16 protein-coding genes are annotated in these 19304 nt (G+C 72.4%); 11 read left to right on the top strand and 5 right to left on the bottom strand.

The features are described 5' to 3' along the window. Positions 1-5: 5 nt before the first annotated feature. Entirely contained in the window at positions 6-662 is a 657-nt protein-coding gene (locus tag IE226_RS22920) for a GntR family transcriptional regulator (RefSeq protein WP_373307013.1), read from the bottom strand. A 199-nt stretch (positions 663-861) separates the two neighbouring features. Between IE226_RS22920 and IE226_RS22925 the strand changes: the two genes are divergently transcribed. The 3 genes from IE226_RS22925 to IE226_RS22935 all read left to right on the top strand — a co-directional run bounded on the left by IE226_RS22925 (position 862) and on the right by IE226_RS22935 (position 4390). Further along, the gene (locus IE226_RS22925; protein WP_190083205.1) at positions 862-2352 is read left to right on the top strand and encodes an NCS1 family nucleobase:cation symporter-1; all 1491 of its coding nucleotides are present in this window, start codon (positions 862-864) and stop codon (positions 2350-2352) included. After that, positions 2352-3068, top strand: a complete 717-nt coding sequence (locus IE226_RS22930) for an aspartate/glutamate racemase family protein (RefSeq protein WP_190083206.1) — start codon at positions 2352-2354, stop codon at positions 3066-3068. Before IE226_RS22925 ends, IE226_RS22930 begins: the two co-directional genes overlap by 1 nt. Positions 3069-3385: 317 nt before the next feature. Next, a complete protein-coding gene (locus tag IE226_RS22935; RefSeq protein ID WP_190083398.1) occupies positions 3386-4390 on the top strand; it encodes a glycoside hydrolase family 6 protein in 1005 nt (334 codons plus the stop codon). 52 nt (positions 4391-4442) lie between these two features. Here the strand turns inward: IE226_RS22935 and IE226_RS22940 are convergent, their stop codons facing one another. Further along, the gene (locus IE226_RS22940; protein WP_190083207.1) at positions 4443-4862 is read right to left on the bottom strand and encodes a RidA family protein; all 420 of its coding nucleotides are present in this window, start codon (positions 4860-4862) and stop codon (positions 4443-4445) included. 329 nt (positions 4863-5191) lie between these two features. Between IE226_RS22940 and IE226_RS22945 the strand changes: the two genes are divergently transcribed. Together IE226_RS22945 and IE226_RS22950 are read left to right on the top strand one after the other, a co-directional pair. After that, positions 5192-8221, top strand: coding sequence for an SCO1167/SCO6262 family helicase (locus IE226_RS22945; protein ID WP_373307014.1), 3030 nt, complete (start codon positions 5192-5194; stop codon positions 8219-8221). 185 nt (positions 8222-8406) lie between these two features. Beyond that, a complete protein-coding gene (locus IE226_RS22950) occupies positions 8407-9636 on the top strand; it encodes an SWIM zinc finger family protein (protein ID WP_229871481.1) in 1230 nt (409 codons plus the stop codon). Positions 9637-9657: 21 nt separating this feature from the next. Here IE226_RS22950 and IE226_RS22955 read toward each other — a convergent pair whose 3' ends face one another. Beyond that, positions 9658-10284 (bottom strand): DUF4291 domain-containing protein, encoded by a 627-nt coding sequence (locus tag IE226_RS22955; protein ID WP_190083209.1) that lies wholly within the window; start codon positions 10282-10284, stop codon positions 9658-9660. A 257-nt stretch (positions 10285-10541) separates the two neighbouring features. On the opposite strand from IE226_RS22955, the gene IE226_RS22960 reads away from it, so the two are divergent. Beyond that, complete coding sequence (locus IE226_RS22960) at positions 10542-12425, top strand: FUSC family protein (RefSeq protein ID WP_373307021.1); 1884 nt, start codon at positions 10542-10544, stop codon at positions 12423-12425. Between the two features lie 69 nt (positions 12426-12494). Here the strand turns inward: IE226_RS22960 and IE226_RS22965 are convergent, their stop codons facing one another. Further along, positions 12495-13028 (bottom strand): DUF3574 domain-containing protein, encoded by a 534-nt coding sequence (locus tag IE226_RS22965; protein WP_190083211.1) that lies wholly within the window; start codon positions 13026-13028, stop codon positions 12495-12497. Between the two features lie 236 nt (positions 13029-13264). Between IE226_RS22965 and IE226_RS22970 the strand changes: the two genes are divergently transcribed. Next, positions 13265-14326, top strand: a complete 1062-nt coding sequence (locus IE226_RS22970) for a phosphatidylinositol-specific phospholipase C domain-containing protein (RefSeq protein ID WP_190083212.1) — start codon at positions 13265-13267, stop codon at positions 14324-14326. Positions 14327-14405: 79 nt separating this feature from the next. Here IE226_RS22970 and IE226_RS22975 read toward each other — a convergent pair whose 3' ends face one another. Beyond that, positions 14406-15362, bottom strand: a complete 957-nt coding sequence (locus tag IE226_RS22975) for an endonuclease/exonuclease/phosphatase family protein (RefSeq protein WP_190083400.1) — start codon at positions 15360-15362, stop codon at positions 14406-14408. 106 nt (positions 15363-15468) lie between these two features. Here IE226_RS22975 and IE226_RS22980 point away from each other — a divergent pair, with 106 nt between their 5' ends. The 4 genes from IE226_RS22980 to IE226_RS22995 all read left to right on the top strand — a co-directional run bounded on the left by IE226_RS22980 (position 15469) and on the right by IE226_RS22995 (position 19280). After that, a complete protein-coding gene (locus IE226_RS22980; protein ID WP_190083213.1) occupies positions 15469-16830 on the top strand; it encodes an amidohydrolase in 1362 nt (453 codons plus the stop codon). A 37-nt stretch (positions 16831-16867) separates the two neighbouring features. Continuing rightward, the gene (locus tag IE226_RS22985) at positions 16868-18136 is read left to right on the top strand and encodes a cytochrome P450 family protein (RefSeq protein WP_190083214.1); all 1269 of its coding nucleotides are present in this window, start codon (positions 16868-16870) and stop codon (positions 18134-18136) included. A 130-nt stretch (positions 18137-18266) separates the two neighbouring features. Further along, a complete protein-coding gene (locus IE226_RS22990) occupies positions 18267-18956 on the top strand; it encodes a DUF899 domain-containing protein (RefSeq protein ID WP_190083215.1) in 690 nt (229 codons plus the stop codon). Between the two features lie 114 nt (positions 18957-19070). Continuing rightward, complete coding sequence (locus tag IE226_RS22995) at positions 19071-19280, top strand: DUF8839 family protein (protein ID WP_190083216.1); 210 nt, start codon at positions 19071-19073, stop codon at positions 19278-19280. The last annotated feature ends 24 nt before the right edge of the window (positions 19281-19304 follow it).

Raw genomic sequence — 19304 nt, forward strand, 5'->3', positions numbered from 1 at the left:
GGGCGCTAGTCCTGGTCCTCGTCGAAGAGGTGCCGGACCGTGGAGCGGTAGTTGGTTTTGACGTGGGTCAGTGCCACGTTCCGGGCGCGGTCCGCGTCACCCGAGGCCACCGCCTCGTACAGCTCCCGGTGTTCCGCGAGGAGATGTGTCCACTCCTCGTTGCGTCGCGTCATCCACCGGAGGCGGCCGTCGACCGGTTCCATGACCGAGGTCAGCAGGCTGTTGCCCGCCATCGCAAGGATGCGGTCGTGGAAGCGGGTGTTGATGTCCGTGATCGCCTCGCCGTCCGCCGTGCGCGTCGCCTCGGCCGCGCTGTCGAGCAGGTCGGACAGTTCCGCGAGGCCTTCCTGCGTGGCCCGCTGCGCGGCCCGGCCCGCAGCGAAGACCTCCAACGCCTCGCGCAGCTCGAAGAGTTCGGTCACGTCGGTGCGGGTGAGACGGCGGACCACGGTCCTGCGCGGGGTCTCGAAGGTGACGAAACCCTCGGCGACCAGGGCCCGGATCGCCTCGCGGACGGGCACCCTGGACACCCCCAGACGCTCCGCGAGCTCCCGTTCGACGAGGCGGTCGCCGGGCCCGAGGCGTCCGGCGATGATCTCCTGCCGCAGCTCGGCGAGCACACGTTCGCGTACGGCGGCCAGCGGCTGTTCCACGGTCGTCATGGCGTCCATCATCGCCGACCCCCGCGTCGATTTACCGATTCGTAACCGCATGGACATTGCCGGGCGCCCTTGAGAGCGGGAACATGACGGAATCTTTGGTATACCAAACTTTGGTATACCAAAGCGTGCCGCACTCCGGCTGTCCCCATGCAGGCCGCACCTCCGTCCCCCTTCGCAGGAACTCCCCGCAGGAGGCCCCGTGTCCCTCACCCAGCGCGCCGACGCCCCGGGCGCCGCGACCGACTTCGTGCCCGACCCCCGCCTCACCAACGAAGACCTCGCCCCCACCGGTGAACGCAAGTGGAAGGTCTTCGACCTCTTCGCCCTGTGGATGTCCGACGTCCACAACCTCGGCAACTACACCTTCGCGGCCGGCCTGCTCGTCCTCGGCCTCAACGTCTGGCAGATCTTCACCTCGCTCCTCGTCGGCTTCGTGCTCATCTATGCCGGGATGAACATGATGGGACGCATCGGCCAGCGCCACGGCGTGCCCTTCCCCGTCGTCAGCCGCATCAGCTTCGGCGTCTGGGGCGCCAACATCCCCGCCCTGATCAGGGCCGTGATCGCCATCATGTGGTACGGAATCCAGACCTATCTGGCCTCCATCGCGGTCAACGTCATGCTCATCGCCGCCTTCCCGGGCCTGGACGCGTGGACCGAGCACTCCTTCCTCGGCCTGCACGCCCTCGGCTGGTGTTCGTTCGTCGCCCTCTGGCTCGTACAAGGGCTGATCATGACCCAAGGCATGGAATCCGTACGGAAGTTCCAGGACTTCTGCGGGCCCGCCATCTGGGTCGTGATGATCGCCCTCGCCGTCTGGATCCTCTGGAAGGCCGGCTGGACGATCTCCCTCACCAGCACCCCGAACCCGGTCTCCACCGGTGAGCAGGTGCGGCAGTGGTTCGGCGCCATCGGGCTCATCCTCGCCACCTACGGCACGCTGATGCTCAACTTCTGCGACTTCTCGCGCTTCGCCCCCGACTACCGCACCGTCAAGCGCGGCAACTTCTGGGGCCTGCCCATCAACTCCACGGCGTTCGTGATCCTCTCCGTCGTCGTCACCGCGGGCAGCCTGGAGGTCTTCGGCAAGGCCATCACCGACCCCGCCGAACTGGTCGCCGAGATCGGCAACACCTGGGTCCTCATCTTCGGGGCGCTCACCTTCGCCGTCGCCACGATGGGCGTGAACATCGTGGCCAACTTCGTCTCGCCCGCGTACGACTTGGCCAACGTCTGGCCGCAGAAGATCACCTTCAAGATCGGCGGGATCATCTCCACGGTCGCGGCCCTGCTCGTCACCCCGTGGAACCTCTACTCCAACCCGACCGTCGTGAACTACTTCCTCGGCGGCCTCGGAGCCTTCCTCGGACCGCTGTTCGGGATCATCGCGGTCGACTACTTCTGGGTGAAGCGCGGCCGTATCGACGCCGAAGCGCTCTTCAACGCCGCACCGGGATCGCCGTACTACTACAAGAGGGGCGTCAATCCGAAGGCGCTCGGGGCCTTCCTGCCGACGGCCGGCTTCGCCGCGGTGTGCGCGCTCGTGCCGTTCTTCGACTACGTCGCGCCGTACTCCTGGTTCATCGGTACGGCGACGGCCGCGCTGTTGTACGCGGCGCTGTGCCGCGCCGAGCGGATGAACGCCGACGCCGACGCCGACGCCGACGCCGCGGTCGAGGTGGAGGGCTAGTGCGCATCGTCGTCACCAACTGCAACACGACACGGACGATGACCGAGGAGATCGTGCGCGGCGCCCGGGACGCGGCGGCCCCCGGCACCACCATCACCGGGCTCACCCCCGCGTGGGGTCCGCAGTCAGCGGAGGGGTGGCTCGACAGCTACCTCTCGGCGGCCGCCGTCCTCGACACCCTGCGCGGACACGAGGAGCCGTACGACGCCGTGGTCATGGCCGGTTTCGGCGAGCACGGACGCGAGGGTGCCCGGGAGCTCCTGGACGTGCCGGTCGTCGACATCACCGAGGCCGCCGCACATCTGGCCTGCCTGCTCGGGCGGCGCTACGGCGTCGTCACCACCCTCGACCGGGCGCGCGGCCAGATCGAGGACAGCCTGCACGCGGCGGGCGTCGCGCAGAACTGCGCCGCCGTGGTGGGGACCGGGCTCGGGGTCCTCGACCTCGGCGACTCGGAGGTCACCGTCCGTGCTTTCCTCGCCGCGGCCGAGCGGGCCCGCGACGCGGGGGCCGAGGTGCTGGTGCTCGGCTGTGCCGGGATGACGGGGCTGCAGGAGAAGGTCGGCGCCGCCCTCGACATGCCCGTGGTCGACGGTGTGGCCGCCGCGGTGAAGCTCGCCGAGTCACTCGTAGGCCTCGGCCTGACCACGAGCCGCGTCGGCGGTTACGCCAAACCCCTGCCCAAGGCCCGCACTTGGACGCGGCCGTCGGAGTGATTCTCCGGGTGAACCGGCGCCGGACCGGGGGTGTACGGAGCCGCGCGGGGCCGGGCGCCCGCAGACTCCGGTGAAAGCGCCGGTCCGGTCCGGCGCCGAGCAACAGGAGGCGCCCGGTGCCGCGACCGCCCTTCCGTCACTTTGGCCGCCGTTTCCGATGTGGGGGTGGGGGGCGGGGGCTGGTTCGGTTCCGTGCGGGCGGGGGCCGCGCGGGCAGGGTCCGTGTGGTGCGGTTCCGCGTGGGCGGGGGTGGCGTGGGCCTGGTCCGGTCCCGTGTCGGTGGTGCTCGTCCCCGCCTCGGTGGTGCTCGTCCCCGCCTGTCCCGGTTCCTCGCCGTCGCGCTGCTGCTCGGCCTGGCTGCGGCGTCCTTCGGGGTGGAGGCGGGCGGGGCCGTGTCGCGGGGCGGTGACCGGGTGGCCGCCGGTCCTGGTGGCGGCTTCTGGGTGGAACCGGACAGCGCCGCCGCTCGGCAGGTCACCGCTTGGCGGAGTCAGGGGCGGGCCGCCGACGCCCGGCTCATCGAGCGCATCGCGGGCCGGCCCCAAGCCGTGTGGCTGCACAGCCCCGGGCCGGGCCCGGTGGTCCGCGCGGTCACCGAAGCGGCCACCGCGGCGGGGCAGACCGCGGTGCTCGTCGCGTACTTCATCCCGGACCGCGACTGCGGCGACTACTCCGGAGGCGGGGCGGCGGACGCGGCGGCGTACCGCCGGTGGATCGACGAGTTCGCCGCCGGCATCGGCGACCGCGCCGCGTACGTCGTCGTCGAACCGGACGCCGTCGCGCAGGAGGTCACGGGCTGCGCGAAGGCCGACGCGGAGGAGCGGTACGGGCTGCTCGCCCACGCCGTCGACCGCATCAAGGCGCGCCCGAACACCAAGGTCTACCTCGACGCGGGCAACTCCAGCTGGATCCCGGACGAGCAGCGCCTGCTCGCCCCGCTCCGCCGGTCCGGGATCGACAAGGCCGACGGCTTCGCGCTGAACGTCTCCAACTACCGCACGGACGCGGAGAGTACGGCCTACGGACACCGCCTCGCCGGAGCGCTCGGCGGCGCCAAGCACTTCGTCGTGGACAGCAGCCGCAACGGCAACGGCCCCTACATCGGCGAGGGCGGCGAGACCTGGTGCAACCCGCCCGGCCGCGCCCTCGGCACCCCGCCCACCACCGCCACCGGCGACCCCGCGCTCGACGCCTACTTGTGGATCAAGCGGCCCGGCGAGTCCGACGGGACCTGCCGGGGCGGGCCGCGGGCGGGGGAGTGGTGGCCGGAGTACGCGCTGGGGCTCGCGAGCAGGGCCCGGGAGCAGCCGGCTTCGGAGTAGCCAGCTCGGGAGTAGGGGATACGGGGGCGGCCGGGTCGGCCGGGGGGTGGGGCTAGGGGCGCGGGTCCGGGACCACTGCCGTGGCGGTGATCTCCACCAGCTGGCCGGTGTAGCCGAGGCACGTCGTGCCGAGCAGCGTAGAGGTGTGCGGGCCCTTCGCGAGCAGGTCGGACGCGCGGACGACCTCCCAGGCCTCGCTCAGCGGCCCCGGCTCGTCGCTCACGACGTACACCGTGCTGGCCACCACCTGCGTCAAGTCGCTGCCGATCGCGCGCAGGGCCTCGTCGAGGTTGGCGATGACCTGCTCGGTCTGGCGTACCACGTCACCTTCCCCCACGAGATTCCCCTCGGGATCGAGTGGCACGGAGCCCGCCATGAAGGCGAGCTTGGTGCCTGCTTCCACGAGGGCGGCATGGGCGTATCCGGGCGGCGGGAAGAGGGTGGGCACGACGGTGCGGCGAGAAGTAGTCATGGGCCTGATCTTGAGGGAGGGGGCTTTGGCGCGCAGCCGAATTTCGTTCCGGAACGGCTGGCCTAGGCTGGCGGGTGGAAATGGTGTGCGGGGCGGCATGTGAGTGACGCAGGGTGAGCGAGGTGGTGAAGGTGGTGGTCAGGGGCGTCGCGGACTCCGCTTTTTCTGCTTCTTCTGCTTCGCCTTCTGCCGCTGCTGGGTCTGGGTCTGGGTCTGGGTCTGGGTCTGGGTCTGGGTCCTCCGCTTCTACGGGGGCCGCTGCCGGGCCCGCTGCCGAGCGGGTCGGAGAGCTCGTACGCTCCTGCGCCGCCGTCTTCCTGCCGGGCGCGGTGCCGCGGGAGGGGCGGGTCGCTTTCTGGGCGCCGGAGGGGAAGCTCCCGGCGGGGCTTGCCGGGGCGGGGGCCGACAAGGGGGACGGGCCCGCGGCTGATGCGGGAGGGTCTGACGCGGGCGGGGCTGACGCGGGCGGGCTCCCCGGCGCCACCGAGAGCGAGATCGCCGTCGTACGCCCGCACGGCAAGGGCGTCCGTACACGTACCGTCCCCGCACTCATCCTGCCCGTGGCCGAAGCCGCCGCGCTCCTGCTGCGTGCCGGACCCGCGCACCCGGCGGTGGCCTGCTGGGCCGCGGCCGTCCGGCACGCCCTGCACCTGGCCGCGCGGGGCAGGCTGCTGCCCGGTCTGACCGGCGGCGACCTCGACGCGTGGCGCGCCGGGCCGCTGGACGCCGCCGACGTCACGCAGCTGCGGGGGATCGCCGCCGCGCTGCCGGCGGAGGCACACGCCGTACCGCTGCCGGGGAGCAGGCCGCTCCTGCTCCCCGAGCCGTTCGCCCTGGTCAGGGCGTTCGTCGATGCCGTAGTGGACACGCTGCCGCGTACGCCCGCCGCGGCGCACGCGGTCGGCGCGCCCTTCGCGGCGCGGGAGCCGCAGCGGCTGCCGGGGGCGCGGGAGTGGGCCGCGGAAGTGGCGGCCGGGATGGACGCGGGGGTGCGGGTGTCGCTGCGGCTCGATCTCCAGGCGCACGAGGTGTTCGAAAGGGCTTCGGACGACGTACCGGATGCCGCTCCCCATGGCCACGACGCGCCGGATGCCGCACCCCGTCACCACGGCCTACCCGATGCCACGCCCGGTGACCGCGAGGGCGCCACGCCCGGTGACCGCGAGGGCGGTCAGGCAGGCGCACGGGAGGCCGACGGCGGCCCCCGGGAAAGCATGGCGAGCCCCGCGGCAGCCGTCGTACAAGTGCACAGCCTCGCCGACCCCACCCTCGTCGCGGACGCCGCCCAACTCTGGTCCGGGGCAGACCACTTCGGCCCTCGCGCCCGCGTAGACACGCTCCTCGCGGTGCGGCGCGCGGCCCGCGTATGGCAGCCGCTCGCCCGTCTTCTGGAACGTCCGGTCCCTGACGTACTGCCGCTCGGTGAGAGCGAGTTGTACGAACTCCTCGGCGTGGCGGCGACCAGGCTCGGCGCGGCGGGCGTGGCCGTGCACTGGCCCCGCGAGCTGACCCGCTGCCTCACGGCGGCCGCTGTCGTACGTCCCGCGCCCGGCACCGCTGCCGACAACTTCGACTTCTTCAAGACCGAGCAACTCCTCGAATTCCGCTGGCAGTTGGCGCTCGGCCCCGCCGACGGTTCGGGTGACGGGGAGGGCGGGCCCCTCACCGACGCGGAGATGGACATCCTGGCGGAGGCCCACCGGCCGGTCGTACGCCTCCGTGACCAGTGGGTTCTGGTCGACCCCGAACTCGTACGCAAGGCGCGCAAGAGGGATCTCGGTCTGCTGGACCCGGTGGACGCGCTCTCCGTCGCCCTGACCGGGGTCGCGGAGGTGGACGGCGAGCGGGTCGATGCGGTCCCGATCGGCGCACTGGCCGGCCTCCGCGAGCGCCTGACCGACGACCTGCGCCCCGTAGACCCGCCGCCCGCGCTCGCCGCCACCCTCCGCGACTACCAGCTCCGGGGCCTCGCCTGGCTGGACCGGATGACGTCGCTCGGCCTCGGCGGCTGCCTCGCCGACGACATGGGCCTCGGCAAGACGGTCACCCTGATCGCCCTCCACCTGCACCGGGCCCGCCCCGAACCGACGCTGGTGGTCTGCCCCGCCTCGCTGCTCGGCAACTGGCAGCGGGAGATCGAGCGGTTCGCGCCCGGAGTGCCGGTGCGCCGCTTCCACGGCACGGGACGCAGCCTCGACGGCGACCTGTCGGGCGGTTTCGTCCTGACGACGTACGGAACGATGCGTACGAGCGCGACCGAACTTGCCGCCCTGCCTTGGGGGTTGGTGGTGGCGGACGAGGCGCAGCACGTGAAGAACCCGCACGCGGCGACGGCGAAGGCGCTGCGCACGATCCCCTCCGCGGCGAGGGTGGCGCTCACCGGCACGCCGGTCGAGAACAACCTCTCCGAGCTCTGGGCGCTGCTCGACTGGACGACACCGGGTCTGCTGGGCCCGCTCAAGGCGTTCCGCGCGCGCCACGCCCGCCTCGTGGAGGGCGGCGAGGACGACGAGGCGATGGCGCGCCTCGCCCGCCTGGTCCGGCCCTTCCTCCTGCGCCGCAAGAAGTCCGACCCGGGCATCGCGCCCGAACTCCCCCCGAAGACGGAGACGGACCACCCGGTCACGCTCACCCGCGAACAGGCGTCGCTCTACGAAGCGGTCGTGCGCGAGACACTCGCCCGCATCGAGGCGTCCGAGGGCATCGCGCGCAGGGGCCTGGTCATGAAGCTGCTCATGGCGCTGAAGCAGATCTGCAACCACCCGGCGCAGTATCTGAAGGACGGGGAAATCGTGGGACGCGGGGGCGTGGGGGGACGAGGGGCCCGCTCCCGCTCGGGGAAACTGGAACTGCTCGACGAACTCCTCGACACGATCCTGGCGGAGGACGGCGCGGTCCTGATCTTCACGCAGTACGTGGAGATGGCCCGCATCCTGGAGACGCACCTCGCGTCGCGCGGTATCGGCACCCAGCTCCTGCACGGGGGTACGCCGGTGCAGCGGAGGCAGGAGATGGTGGACCGCTTCCAGTCGGGCGAGGCCCCCGTGTTCCTCCTCTCCCTGAAGGCGGCGGGCACCGGCCTGAACCTCACCAGAGCGGGCCACGTCATCCACTACGACCGCTGGTGGAACCCGGCGGTGGAGGAACAGGCCACGGACCGCGCCTACCGCATCGGCCAGACCCAGCCTGTCCAGGTCCACCGCCTGATCACGGAGGGCACGGTCGAGGACCGTATCGCCGAACTCCTCGCGGCCAAGCAGGCGTTGGCGGACGCGGTACTGGGCGGCGGAGAGGCGGCCCTGACGGAACTCTCGGACGCGGAACTGGCGGACCTGGTGTCGTTGCGGAGGGCGTCGTGAGGGGCGGGGGCGTGCGCGGTGGGGGCGAGGGCGGCGGGGGTAAGGGCCGTGGCGGCGGGGGCGGTTCGGGTGGAGCCGACCGCCGTCCCGGAGCGGCCACCGCCGGCCGCGCGCCCGTCAGTGGTGCCGCCGTCAGCCGTGCCGCCGTCAGCCGCGCCGCAGGTGCCGGGCGTGTCTTCCCTCCGTTGCCCCGACACCCCGATCCCCACGCCCCGTTCGCCACTTCCTGGTGGGGCAACGCCTGGATCGGTGCGCTGGAGGAGACCTCGCTGGACGCGGGGCGCCTTGCGCGCGGGCGGGCCTACGCCAGGGAGGGGCACGTCGACACGATCACGGTGGCGCCGGGCCGCATCGTGGCGTACGTGCACGGCAGCAGGCCGCGCCCGTACCGTGCCGAGATCCGTATGCGCACCCTGACGCCGGAGGACTGGGACAACTTCCTGGACGCGGTGGCCACGGAACCGGCGCACATCGCGGCGCTTTTGGACAAGGACATGCCGCACGCGCTGGTGGACGCGGCGGAACGCTCCGGTGTCCAACTCCTCCCGGGGCCGGGCGACCTGATCCCCTCCTGCACCTGCCCGGACCACGGCCGCCCCTGCAAGCACGCGGCAGCGCTCACCTACCAGACGGCCAGACTCCTGGACGCCGACGCCTTCGTACTCCTCCTCCTGCGCGGCGGCGACGAGCAGGCGCTCCTCGACGAACTGGCCCAGCGCAACGCGCACCAGGCGGCCCGCGAGCAGTCCGCCACCACGCAGGGCGGGCGTGCCGAGACGCTCCCCGGAACCCTGGCCAGGGACGTCCTGTCCACGACCTACCGCCCGCCGCTCCCGGCCCCTCTCCCACCCCCCACCCACCAGGGCGAACCCCCGCTGCTGCCCTCACTCCCCGGCGCCCCCGACCCCACATCCCTGGAGTTCCTGGCCACGGACACGGCGAGCCGGGCCCACGCGTACCTGACCACCGGCGCGGACCCTTTCCCCACCGCCGACCCCTGGTACGACGCGGTCCGCCTCGCCGCGTCGCACCCCGGCCTCACGGGCCGCCGCAGCTTCAGCCGCCAGTTCGCCGAGCTCGCCCGATCGGTGGGCCACACCCCCGCCGACCTGGCCCGCGCCGCGGCGGCCTGGCGCCAGGGCGGCGAGGAAGGCCTGGCGGTCCTGGAATCCCCCTGGGACCCGCCGGCGGGCCCCTTCGACCGAGCCAGGGGCGCCCTCATCACGGCAGACCTCCCCCGCATGACGATCCACCACAACCACCTCACCAACGCCTCCGGCTCCCTCCAACTCCGCTACGGCAGAGACGGCCGCTGGTACCCGTACCGCAGCGAGCCGGGCCAAGACGACTGGTGGCCGGAGGGAGAGGCGGACGCGGATCCGGTGGGCGCGGTCACGGGAATGATCGGGACCTGAAACCACCCGCGGTCGCCCTCGTCACGCACGAAGGTGAGCGAGCAGTTCGTCCCCTGCCGGATAGGGCTGTTCCGCGGGAAGGAGCCCCCCGGCCGCCGCGAGGTCGTTCTCGCGTACGAGGGTGTGGACGGCCCGAGCCCGCTCAGTGACGTCCGTGATGGAAACCGTCCACTCGTCCGCATAGCGCCGCGCGGCATCGCCCGCCAGGCCCAGCTGGAGGGAGCGGTGGGGGAGCGCGTTCAGGTGTAGATCGCGTTCGGGGTCCCACTGGACACGGGCGGGCGCACGCCGCAACTCCCGCTTCCAGGCGGCCTGGTCGGAGTGCACCCCGCGCGCGTAGTGCGACAGACACGCGTGCCGAAGCGCCCACTCGAAGCCCTCCCGCGTGATCTCCACCGCGAGAACCCTTTCCTGCCCTTCCTTCGTGGTCCAGCCGCAGCGGTACATCATCCAGAGAAAGGACGGCTTGATCCACGTCATGCGGTCCCGCTTCCAGGCGGCGGGAAAGCGGCCGGTGCGGGCCGCCGGGCCCGCGATCTCGGGGGCGTACGCCTGGTAGACCGTGACGGTCGTCGCCGTGTGCAGGGCGCGGATCTGGTGCGTGGGTGCCGCGGTGACGAGGGTGTCGTCGGTGTCGGTGCGCTTCATGACCGTCAGCCTGCGGTTTGCGTGTCCATGCCGCCAGCGAATTGTTCCCGACGCGAGCGGTCGCGGGGGCGGGCGGAGCGCCGGTTCGTAGGTGAATTACCCGCGTGGCGTTCACGGAACGGTCACCGGACGTCACGTCGTCGAAATACGCCCGTTCCTCCCCCTCCAAAAACACGCCTTACGCTTGATCGCAAGCCCAGGCCGATGTCGTCCGGTGGTACGTACCCGTTTCGATGACGACTGGAGCAGTGAGTTCGGTGTTCCCGCGCGCAGCATCCGCATCCCTTCCGCCCTGGCTCGGCCATGCCCTGCGTACGCAGCGCGGGCCCGTGCCGTGGCACGCCGTGGTGCGGGGTGCGATGGCCGCGGGGCCGCTGCTGGGCGCGGGTGTCGTTGCCGGACGGGTGTCCCTCGGGGTGGTGGCCGCGCTCGGGGCCATGCTTGCCGGGATCAATGACCGGCCGGGGGGCCGGCGCGTGGCCGTGCGGCGGCTCGGGGTGCCCGCGCTCGCGGGCGCCTGCGGCATGGCTTTCGGCTCTTACGTCGTCGCCGCAGGACAAGGGATCGGCGGGGCGTACGCGCCTTGGGTGCTGTCCCTCGCGTTCGCGGTGCTCGGGCTCGTCGCCGGTGCCTTCAGCGCGGTCGGGCCCGTCGCGTCCGCCGGTGGCACGCAGCTGCTCGTCACCGCGGCCATCGGGGCCGGGATGCCTCTGCCGGAACCCGGCTGGCAGCGGGCGCTCCTCTTTCTCGCCGGGGCCGCGTGGCTGATCCTGCTGAGGCTGCTCCTGCCCTCGCCCTTGCCGGTCACGGGAGCGGCCGGTGCCGGTCGTCCCTATCGGCTCGACGGGGAGCGCGCCGCCGTCTGCGCCGTATACGAGGCCGTCGCGGCGCTTCTCGATTCCGTCGGCACCTCCCGCTCGACCGACCGGCGCGCCGCCCTCACCGCAGCACTCGACCACGCACAGGACGCCCTCTCCGGGCCGCGCCTGCGCCGGCACGCCAGTTCGGCCGCCGAGCGGCGCCTGCACGCGCAGTACCGTGCCGCACTGCCGCTCGGCGAGGCGGCGACCGCGCTCGCCTGGGCCGGTGTGCCGCTGCCGGAGCGCGTGGGGGAGGGGCCGCGCCGGCTCGCCGCCGCCATCCGCGACGGCGGCCCCTGCGGGCCGCTGCCCGCACCCGCCCGCTCCGACGCCGGGCTGCGTGCCCTCGACGACGCGCTGTTGCACGCCGCCGAGGCCTTCGACAGCGGCACCGCGAAGCCCCCGCACGGCCGCCGCCGCGGACCCGCCGACGTACTGCGCACGGCGGCCGGGCCCGGCGGACGCGAGTACGGCATGCGCGTCGCGCTCTGCTTCGGGGCGAGCGTCGCCGTCGCACAGGCATTGCAGCACCCCCACTGGTACTGGCTCCCCGCCACCACCGTCTTCCTGGTCAAGCCCGACCTCGGGCCGCTGGTCTCCCGCGTCCTGTGCCGCGCCGCGGGTACCGTCATCGGCGCGGTCGTCTTCGCCGGGCTCGCCGCGTTGCTGCCGCAGCCTGCCGGGCTCGTCGTCCTCGTCGCCGTGTGCGGTGCGCTGATCCCCGTCGCCACCCGGCACTTCGCCGCCCTGACCGCCGTCGTCACGGTCCTGGTCCTCGCCCTCGTCATGGTCGGCGGGGAGCCGCAGGCCTCCCCGGGGCGGATCGGCGAGACGCTGCTGGCCTGCGGGATCGTCCTGCTCGTCGGGCACCTGCCGTGGCCGGTGCAGCGCGGCGGTCGCGTACAGGACCGGCTCTCGGCCGCCCGCGAGTCCGCGCACGCCTACCTGCGCCACGTCCTGAGCGGAGCACAAGGCGGCGTCCACGACGGAGCCCGCCACGCCGGCCCCGCCGACGCCGAGCACCGCGCCGCCCGCTGGGCCCTGCGCCGCGACGCCTACCGCACGCTGGCCGAGGCCCGCACCGCGATCGACCTGGCCGCCGCCGAACACCCCACCCTCGCTCGGCACTCCGCGGGCTCGGAGAAGGTGGCGGCCACCCTCGAAAGCCTCGTCGACACCACGACCGCCTGCGCGGTGCAGGTCGACGACACGGGCCGCTTGCCGCGGCGCCACGCGGAACGCATCGACGCACTGCTCGCGGAGCTGACCACGGTGGCCTGAGCGGACACCCACCGCGATGGCCCGACCGGACGGGCCCGACCGGACGGACCCGGACGGCGCGAGCGCGGGTCAGAAGTCCACGCGCACCCTGTCGTCGAGCCGCGCCACCGAATCCTGCGCGTACTCCTTCACGTAGTCCTCGCGGATGTCCTCGATCAACGCGTCGCGCTTGTGCGCCTGCGTCGTCGGATACAGCAGGATCAGCTCGTACGACCGCTCACGCTCGATCTTGCCGTTCGAGTCCCGCCACTGGCCGCGGCCGTCCTGCACCGTGAGCCCGTCGGGGAACGACGGCGTCACCTCGTCGTCGATGAACTTCATGAACTGCTTGTCCGTCACATCGGGGCCGCCGTCGGGGCGCTCGGTACCGAAGAGGAGACGGGTCTCGGTGTACGCGTCGCCGCGCGCCACATGAGCCGTGGTGGTCGTGCCGGACGTGCTGCCGGTCGCGCTGGGCGCGCGCGTGTCCGTGTCGAGCGAGGCGTACGCGGCCGGGGCGCCGACGGCGAGCACCGCCGTGACGGCCGCGGCCACGCCGAGGCGGGTGCGGGAGGTGCGAGAGGTGCGAGAGGCGCTGGAGACGCGGGAGAGGGTGCGGGCCATGAGGGCTGATCCCTTTCTGCGGGGGCAGATCAGTTTCTGCGTGCGTACGGATCTTCTGCGTACGTTGATCCATAACGGGCGCGGACAATAGCGGACACGCCGCGCCGCCCGCCCCCTCCCGCATGGCCGCACGGCTGGATATCTCTCCCTGCCCGTAAGCCGCCGTCTTCCCTTCCGACACTCAAATCCCATACGTTTCACCGGACTTGACGACAGCGGTGGAGGGGACGGCCGGTATGAGGGCACGTACAGGGACAGGTTTCGCCGTGGCGGTCGCGGCGGCGGGCGCGCTTGCGCTCGGCACCGCCGGGTCCGCGAACGGCACCGCTCCCGCCGCGAGCGATCCGGCCCCGCAGTCGCCGTACGCCTCGACCACCGGCGTCGGCGTCCACAACGCCTATGAGAAGTCGAAGTACCCGTACTTCGCCGACGCGCTGGACTCCGGCGCCGGGATGCTCGAACTCGACGTGTGGACCAATGTGTTCGGCAGCGGCTGGCGGGTCTCGCACAGCAACCCCCTCGGGAACGACAACAACTGCGAGAACGCCGCGACTCCGGCCGAATTGCGCACCAAGTCGCGCAATCAGAGCTTCGCGGGCTGCCTCACGGACATGAAGAGCTGGCACGACGCCCACCCCGGCCACCGGCCCATCCTCCTGAAAGTGGAGCTGAAGGACGGCTTCCAGGGCAGGAACGGACGCGGGCCCGCCGACCTCGACGCCCTCCTGAAGAGCAAGCTCGGCGACGCCGTCTACCGCCCGGGCCAGCTCACCGGCGGGCACGCCACCCTCGACGAGGCCGTACGGAGCGACGGCTGGCCCCGGCGCAGTGACCTCGCGGGCAAGTTCATCGTCGAGCTCATCCCCGGCACCGTCGAGCAGGGCAACCCGGCCGACACCCTGTGGACGGACCGCGAGTACGCCACGCACCTGCGCGACCTCGCGGCGGCCGGACGCCTCGGTGAGGCCGCGGCCTTCCCCGCCGTGCTCGGCGCCGAGGCGGGCGACCCGCGCGGGCGGTACACGGACGCGGCGATCCGGCCTTGGTTCGTGCTGTTCGACGGCGACGCGTCGAAGTACGCGGGCGGCACCATCGACACCAAGTGGTACGCCGACCGGCGCTATCTGGTCGTCATGTCCGACGCCCACAACGTCGCCCCGGCCATCGACGCGGTGAACCCGACCGAGGCACAGGCCCGCGACCGCGTCGCCCTGCTCGCGCGCGGCAACGCCAGCATCGTCTCGTCGGACTGGTACCCGCTGCCGGGCGTCCTCTCCACGGTGCTCCCGCGCGGCTGAGCCTCGGTCTGCGGCGACCACCATGTGCACCAGCGCGGTCCCGGGCGTCGCGACGCCGCGGTAATCCGTCAGAAGGGCCCTAGCGCTCGATCCGTATCCACACCGGCGCGTGGTCCGAGCCCGGAGCGTTCCTCCGCTCCGCCGGATCCTCGTCCCCGACCGACGGCAGCGCGGTCGCCGTCGTGCCGGGCACGCCCGTGCCCGCCTCGGTGACCATGTGCAGGAGACTGCGGCTCGCCAAGACGTGGTCGATCAGTTCGCGGCGCCCCGCATGGATGCGGGAGTAGCGCTGCTCGGCCGGGATGAGCGGGGCCACGTTCCACAGCCGCTGCGCGTCACCCTTGTCCGGATGGTCGAAGCCCGGCGTCCCGATCTCGGAGCCCGGCGGGCCGAGCAGGAGCTGCGTCGTCGCCGCCGACACCTCGTCGTTCAGATCGCCGAGCACCACGACGTCGTGCTCGCGGCCGTCGCCCTTGAGCAGCCGGTTGGCCACCGACCGCACCAGCGTCGCCTCGGCCGCACGCCGGTACAGCGCGTACGCCCCGAAACGGGCCCGCTCGCCCTCGTCCCGCGGCTGGAAGCGGCCGTCCCCGTACGAGAGGAGCTTCGACTTCAGATGGCAGACGGCCACGTCGAAGAAGAAAGCGCGCGTCGATACCGTCACCGCGAGCACTCCACGCCCCGCCCGGTCCGCCGGCCTGCCCGAGTCGCCGGTCTGCACCGCGCGCAGCGGCGCGGGGAAGCGGTTCTCGTCGGCCACGGCGAACACCGGGAGCGAGGTGAGGAAGCCGACGCGGATACCGCGCTCGTCCGCATGCTCCGAGAGCGTGGTGTGCCAGGTGCCGTCCAGCAACTCGGCCAGGTCCGCGAGCGCCTCCGGATCACCGACCTCCTGCACGCCGAGCACGCTCGGGTTCAGCACATTGATCGTCGCCGCGAGCGAGGCGAGCTTCGCCTCGTACGCGGCCTTGTCCTTCGGCCCGAACTTGCCGCCGGGCCGGTAGAGGTTCTCCAGGTTCCAGGTGCCGAGGAGCATGGCGGGCTCCAACTGTTGTCGCACGGGCGGTCGGTTGAGGCCAGCGTGCTCGCGAAACCGGCGACGCGACAGGGCACGGGATGCGCAGTCCCCGTACCGTGAAGAGATGACGCCGCATCCCGCGCACGGCCCCGCCGATCTCGTCGTCACGAATTGCACGGCCCTCGTCCACGACGCCGGGGGCCGGGCCGGTTTCCTGGACAACGCGGCCGTCGTCGTACGCGGCGGGCGCATCGACGCCGTCACCACCACCCCCGCGGTCGCGGGCCTCGAAGCCGCCGAGCGCATCGACGCACACGGCCAGGCAGCCCTGCCGGGACTGATCAACTGCCATACGCACACGCCGATGGTGGCCCTGCGGGGCATCGCCGAGGATCTGCCGGCGCACGAGTGGTTCAACGACTGGATCTGGCCCATCGAGTCCAACCTGACCGAGCGCGTCGTCGAACTCGGCGCGCGGCTCGCCTGCGCCGAGATGATCCGGGGCGGCGTGACGACCTTCGCCGACCACTACTTCGCGATGGACACCGTCGCCGATGTCGTGGAGGAGAGCGGCCTTCGTGCCAATCTCGGCGCCGCCTTCTTCTCCTCGCAGGGGCCCGACGGCCGCGCCGCGTCCCTGGAGTTCGCGCTGCGCCGGCGCGGCGCCGCGGACGGCCGCATCACCACCTCGCTCGCCCCGCACGCCCCGTACACCGTCGACGAGGCGGACCTCGCCGCGACCGCCGGACTCGCCCGCGAGCACGGCCTCATGGTCCACCTGCACGCCGCCGAGGACCGCGCCCAGACCGACCACAGCCTGGAGCGCCACGGCCGCACCCCCATCGAGGTCCTGCAACGCGCCGGCCTGCTCGACGTCGATGTCCTCATCGCGCACGGCACCGGCATCCTCGACCGCGACCTGCCTCTCCTCCGGCAGGGCACGGGACGTATCGCCGTGGCGACCGCGCCGCGCGGCTACCTCAAGTTCGGCTGGGACACCACGCCCGTACGCGCCCTGCGCGAGATCGGCATCCCCGTCGGCCTCGCCACGGACGGCGCCGCGTCGAACAACACCCTGGACGTATGGGAGTCCATGACGCTCACCGCACTCGTGCAGAAGTCCACGCAGCGCGACCCGGCCTGGCTGACCGCGCGCCAGGCCCTCGACCACGCCACGCTGCAGAGCGCGCGGGCCGTCGGCCTGGGAGACGAGATCGGCAGCCTCGCCCCTGGCCGCCGCGCCGACCTCATCCTCGTCGACCTCGACGGCCCGCACACCCGGCCCGTGCACGACCTCGCGGCCACGCTCGTGCACAGCGCGCGCTCGGCGGACGTCACCACGACCATCGTCGACGGCCGGATCCTGATGCGCGACCGACGACTCCTCACCCTCGATGTGCCGCGGATCGTCGAGGAGTTGGACGCCGAGCTGCCCGCCCTGATCGACCGCAGTCACGGAAAGCGGATCCAGGACTACGAGGGCTGACGGCGAGCGGGGAGAGAGGGCTGCCTAGGCTGGAGGCATGCCACGCGCCCCGCACCCGGACCCGGCCGACGGCCTCACCGACGGCCTCACTCAAAGCCCGGATCCCGCCGCCGGCCTCATCGACGACCCGTACGGCACCTACGCGCGGCTGCGCGACACCGCGCCCGTGCACCGGATCGCGGGGCCCGACGGCAGCCCGGCCTGGCTGGTCACGCGGTACGACGACGTACGCGCCGCGCTCGCCGACCCCCGGCTCTCGCTCGACAAGAGCCATGCGCTGCCGGGCGCTTACCGGGGCTTCGCGCTGCCGCCCGCCCTGGACGCGAACCTGCTCAACATGGACCCGCCGGACCACACCCGCATCCGGCGCCTGGTCGTCAAGGCCTTCACGTCGCGCCGGGTGGAGAGCCTGCGCGCGCCGATCCGCCGCACCGCCGACGAACTCCTCGACGCCGTCGAGCCGTTGGGGCACGCCGATCTCGTGGCCGCGTACGCCGCGCCGCTCCCGATCACCGTCATCTGCGACCTCCTCGGCGTGCCCGCAGGAAGCCGCCCGGACTTCCGCAGCTGGACCGACGCCCTGATCGCGCCCGACCCCGCACGGCCGCAGAGCGCGAGGGAGGCCGTCGTCGCGATGCTCGGCTTCTTCACGCAGCTGCTCGCCGACAAGCGCGAGGAGCCCGCCGACGATCTGCTCTCCGACCTCATCGCCGTACGGGACGAGAGCGATGGCGAGGGCGAGGGCGAGGGCGAGGGCAGTCAGGACCGGCTCACCGAGGACGAGCTGATGTCGCTCGCCTTCCTGATCCTCTTCGCCGGATACGAGAACACCGTCCAGCTCATCGGCAACGCGACCCTCGCGCTCCTGAGGCACCCCGAACAGCTCGCGTCCCTGCGCGCGGACCCGGCCCGGATACCGGCGGCGGTCGAGGAGTTCAGCCGCTACGACGGGCCCGCCCTGCTCGCCATCCGCCGCTTCCCCCTCGAAGACATCACCATCGGCGGCGTGCGCGTCCCGGCGGGCGAGACCGTGCTGCTCTCCCCGTCGGCCGCCAACCGCGACCCGCGCCGCTTCCCCGAGCCCGACCGCCTGGACCTCACCCGCGACACCACGGGCCAGCTCGCCCTCGGCCACGGCATCCACCACTGCGTCGGCGCGCCCCTCGCCCGCCTGGAGACGGCGACCGCGCTCGCCGCGCTCATCGAACGCTTCCCCCGCATGACACTCGCCGTACCGGCGGAGGAACTCCGGTGGCGTCCCTCGATGCGGGCGCGCGGGCTGCTCGCGCTTCCGGTGACGTTCTGAACCCGCCCGGGGGCTCCCGGATTTTTTCGAAGTTTCTTCGCCGGGACCGATGAGTTCCGGCGATCGCGCAGGTCACCCCTCGCAGAAGCACGGATCCGAGGGGCGGGTCCGCAGGAGGGACTGACGGACCATGGGACTTCCCGGCATCGTCACACGGACGCAGTGGCTCGCCGCGCGCGAGGAACTGCTCGCCAAGGAGAAGGCGGAGACCAGGGCGCGCGACGCGCTCAACGCCGAGCGGCGCCGGCTGCCGATGGTCGAGATCGACAAGGAGTATCTGTTCGACGGCGCCGACGGCAAGGCGACGCTGTTCGACCTCTTCGACGGCGACGCCCAACTCATCGCCTACCACTTCATGTTCGCCCCGGAGTGGGACGCGGGATGCCGCAGCTGCTCGGCCTTCCTCGACCAGATCGGGCACCTCGCCCACCTGCGGGCCCGCAGCACGAACTTCATCGCCGTCTCCCGCGCGCCCTTCACCAAGATCCTGCCCTTCAAGGCGCGGATGGGCTGGACGGTGCCGTGGTACTCCTCGAACGACAGCGACTTCAACCGCGACTTCGAAGCCACCGTCGGGGAGAGCGAGGAGGCCCGCGAGCAGCCCGGCCTCAGCTGCTTCCTGCGCGACGGCGACCGCGTCTTCCACACGTACTCGACGTACGACCGCGGCCTCGACTGGGTGGGCTCGTACTCCAGCCTCCTCGATCTCACCGCCCTCGGCCGGCAGGAGGAGTGGGAGGAGCCGAAGGGCCGCTCGACGGGGCTCGGAGCGCCGGCGGGCAGCCCGCGGGTGCGGTACCACGACGAGTACGAGATGTGAGGAACCGCCACAAGTCGGTGTCAGGTCCGTCACGTTGCGATCCCTTTCCGCCCCTCGGTGCGTTCTACTCCGAAAGAGTCCATGAGGACTTTCAACGGGGGAGTAGTAAGGACGATGATGAACAGCCGAGTGGTACTTGAACGCTTTCCGGCCGGTGGGCCGCGAGGATCGTGGCCCGCGGAGAAGTTCGCGGAGGCACGCCGGATGGAAGGGCAGCAGGCGGAGGTCGTCATGGACCTCGCGTCCGACGCCTTCCTGGTGATCGTGCGCGGGCCGGTCGCGACCGCCGTGACGGACCTGGCCGAGATAGTCGCCGCCGCGTAGGCGGCAGACGTTACGTCCCTCCCC

The organism is Streptomyces longisporoflavus (assembly GCF_014649775.1).
GTDB lineage: Bacteria > Actinomycetota > Actinomycetes > Streptomycetales > Streptomycetaceae > Streptomyces > Streptomyces longisporoflavus.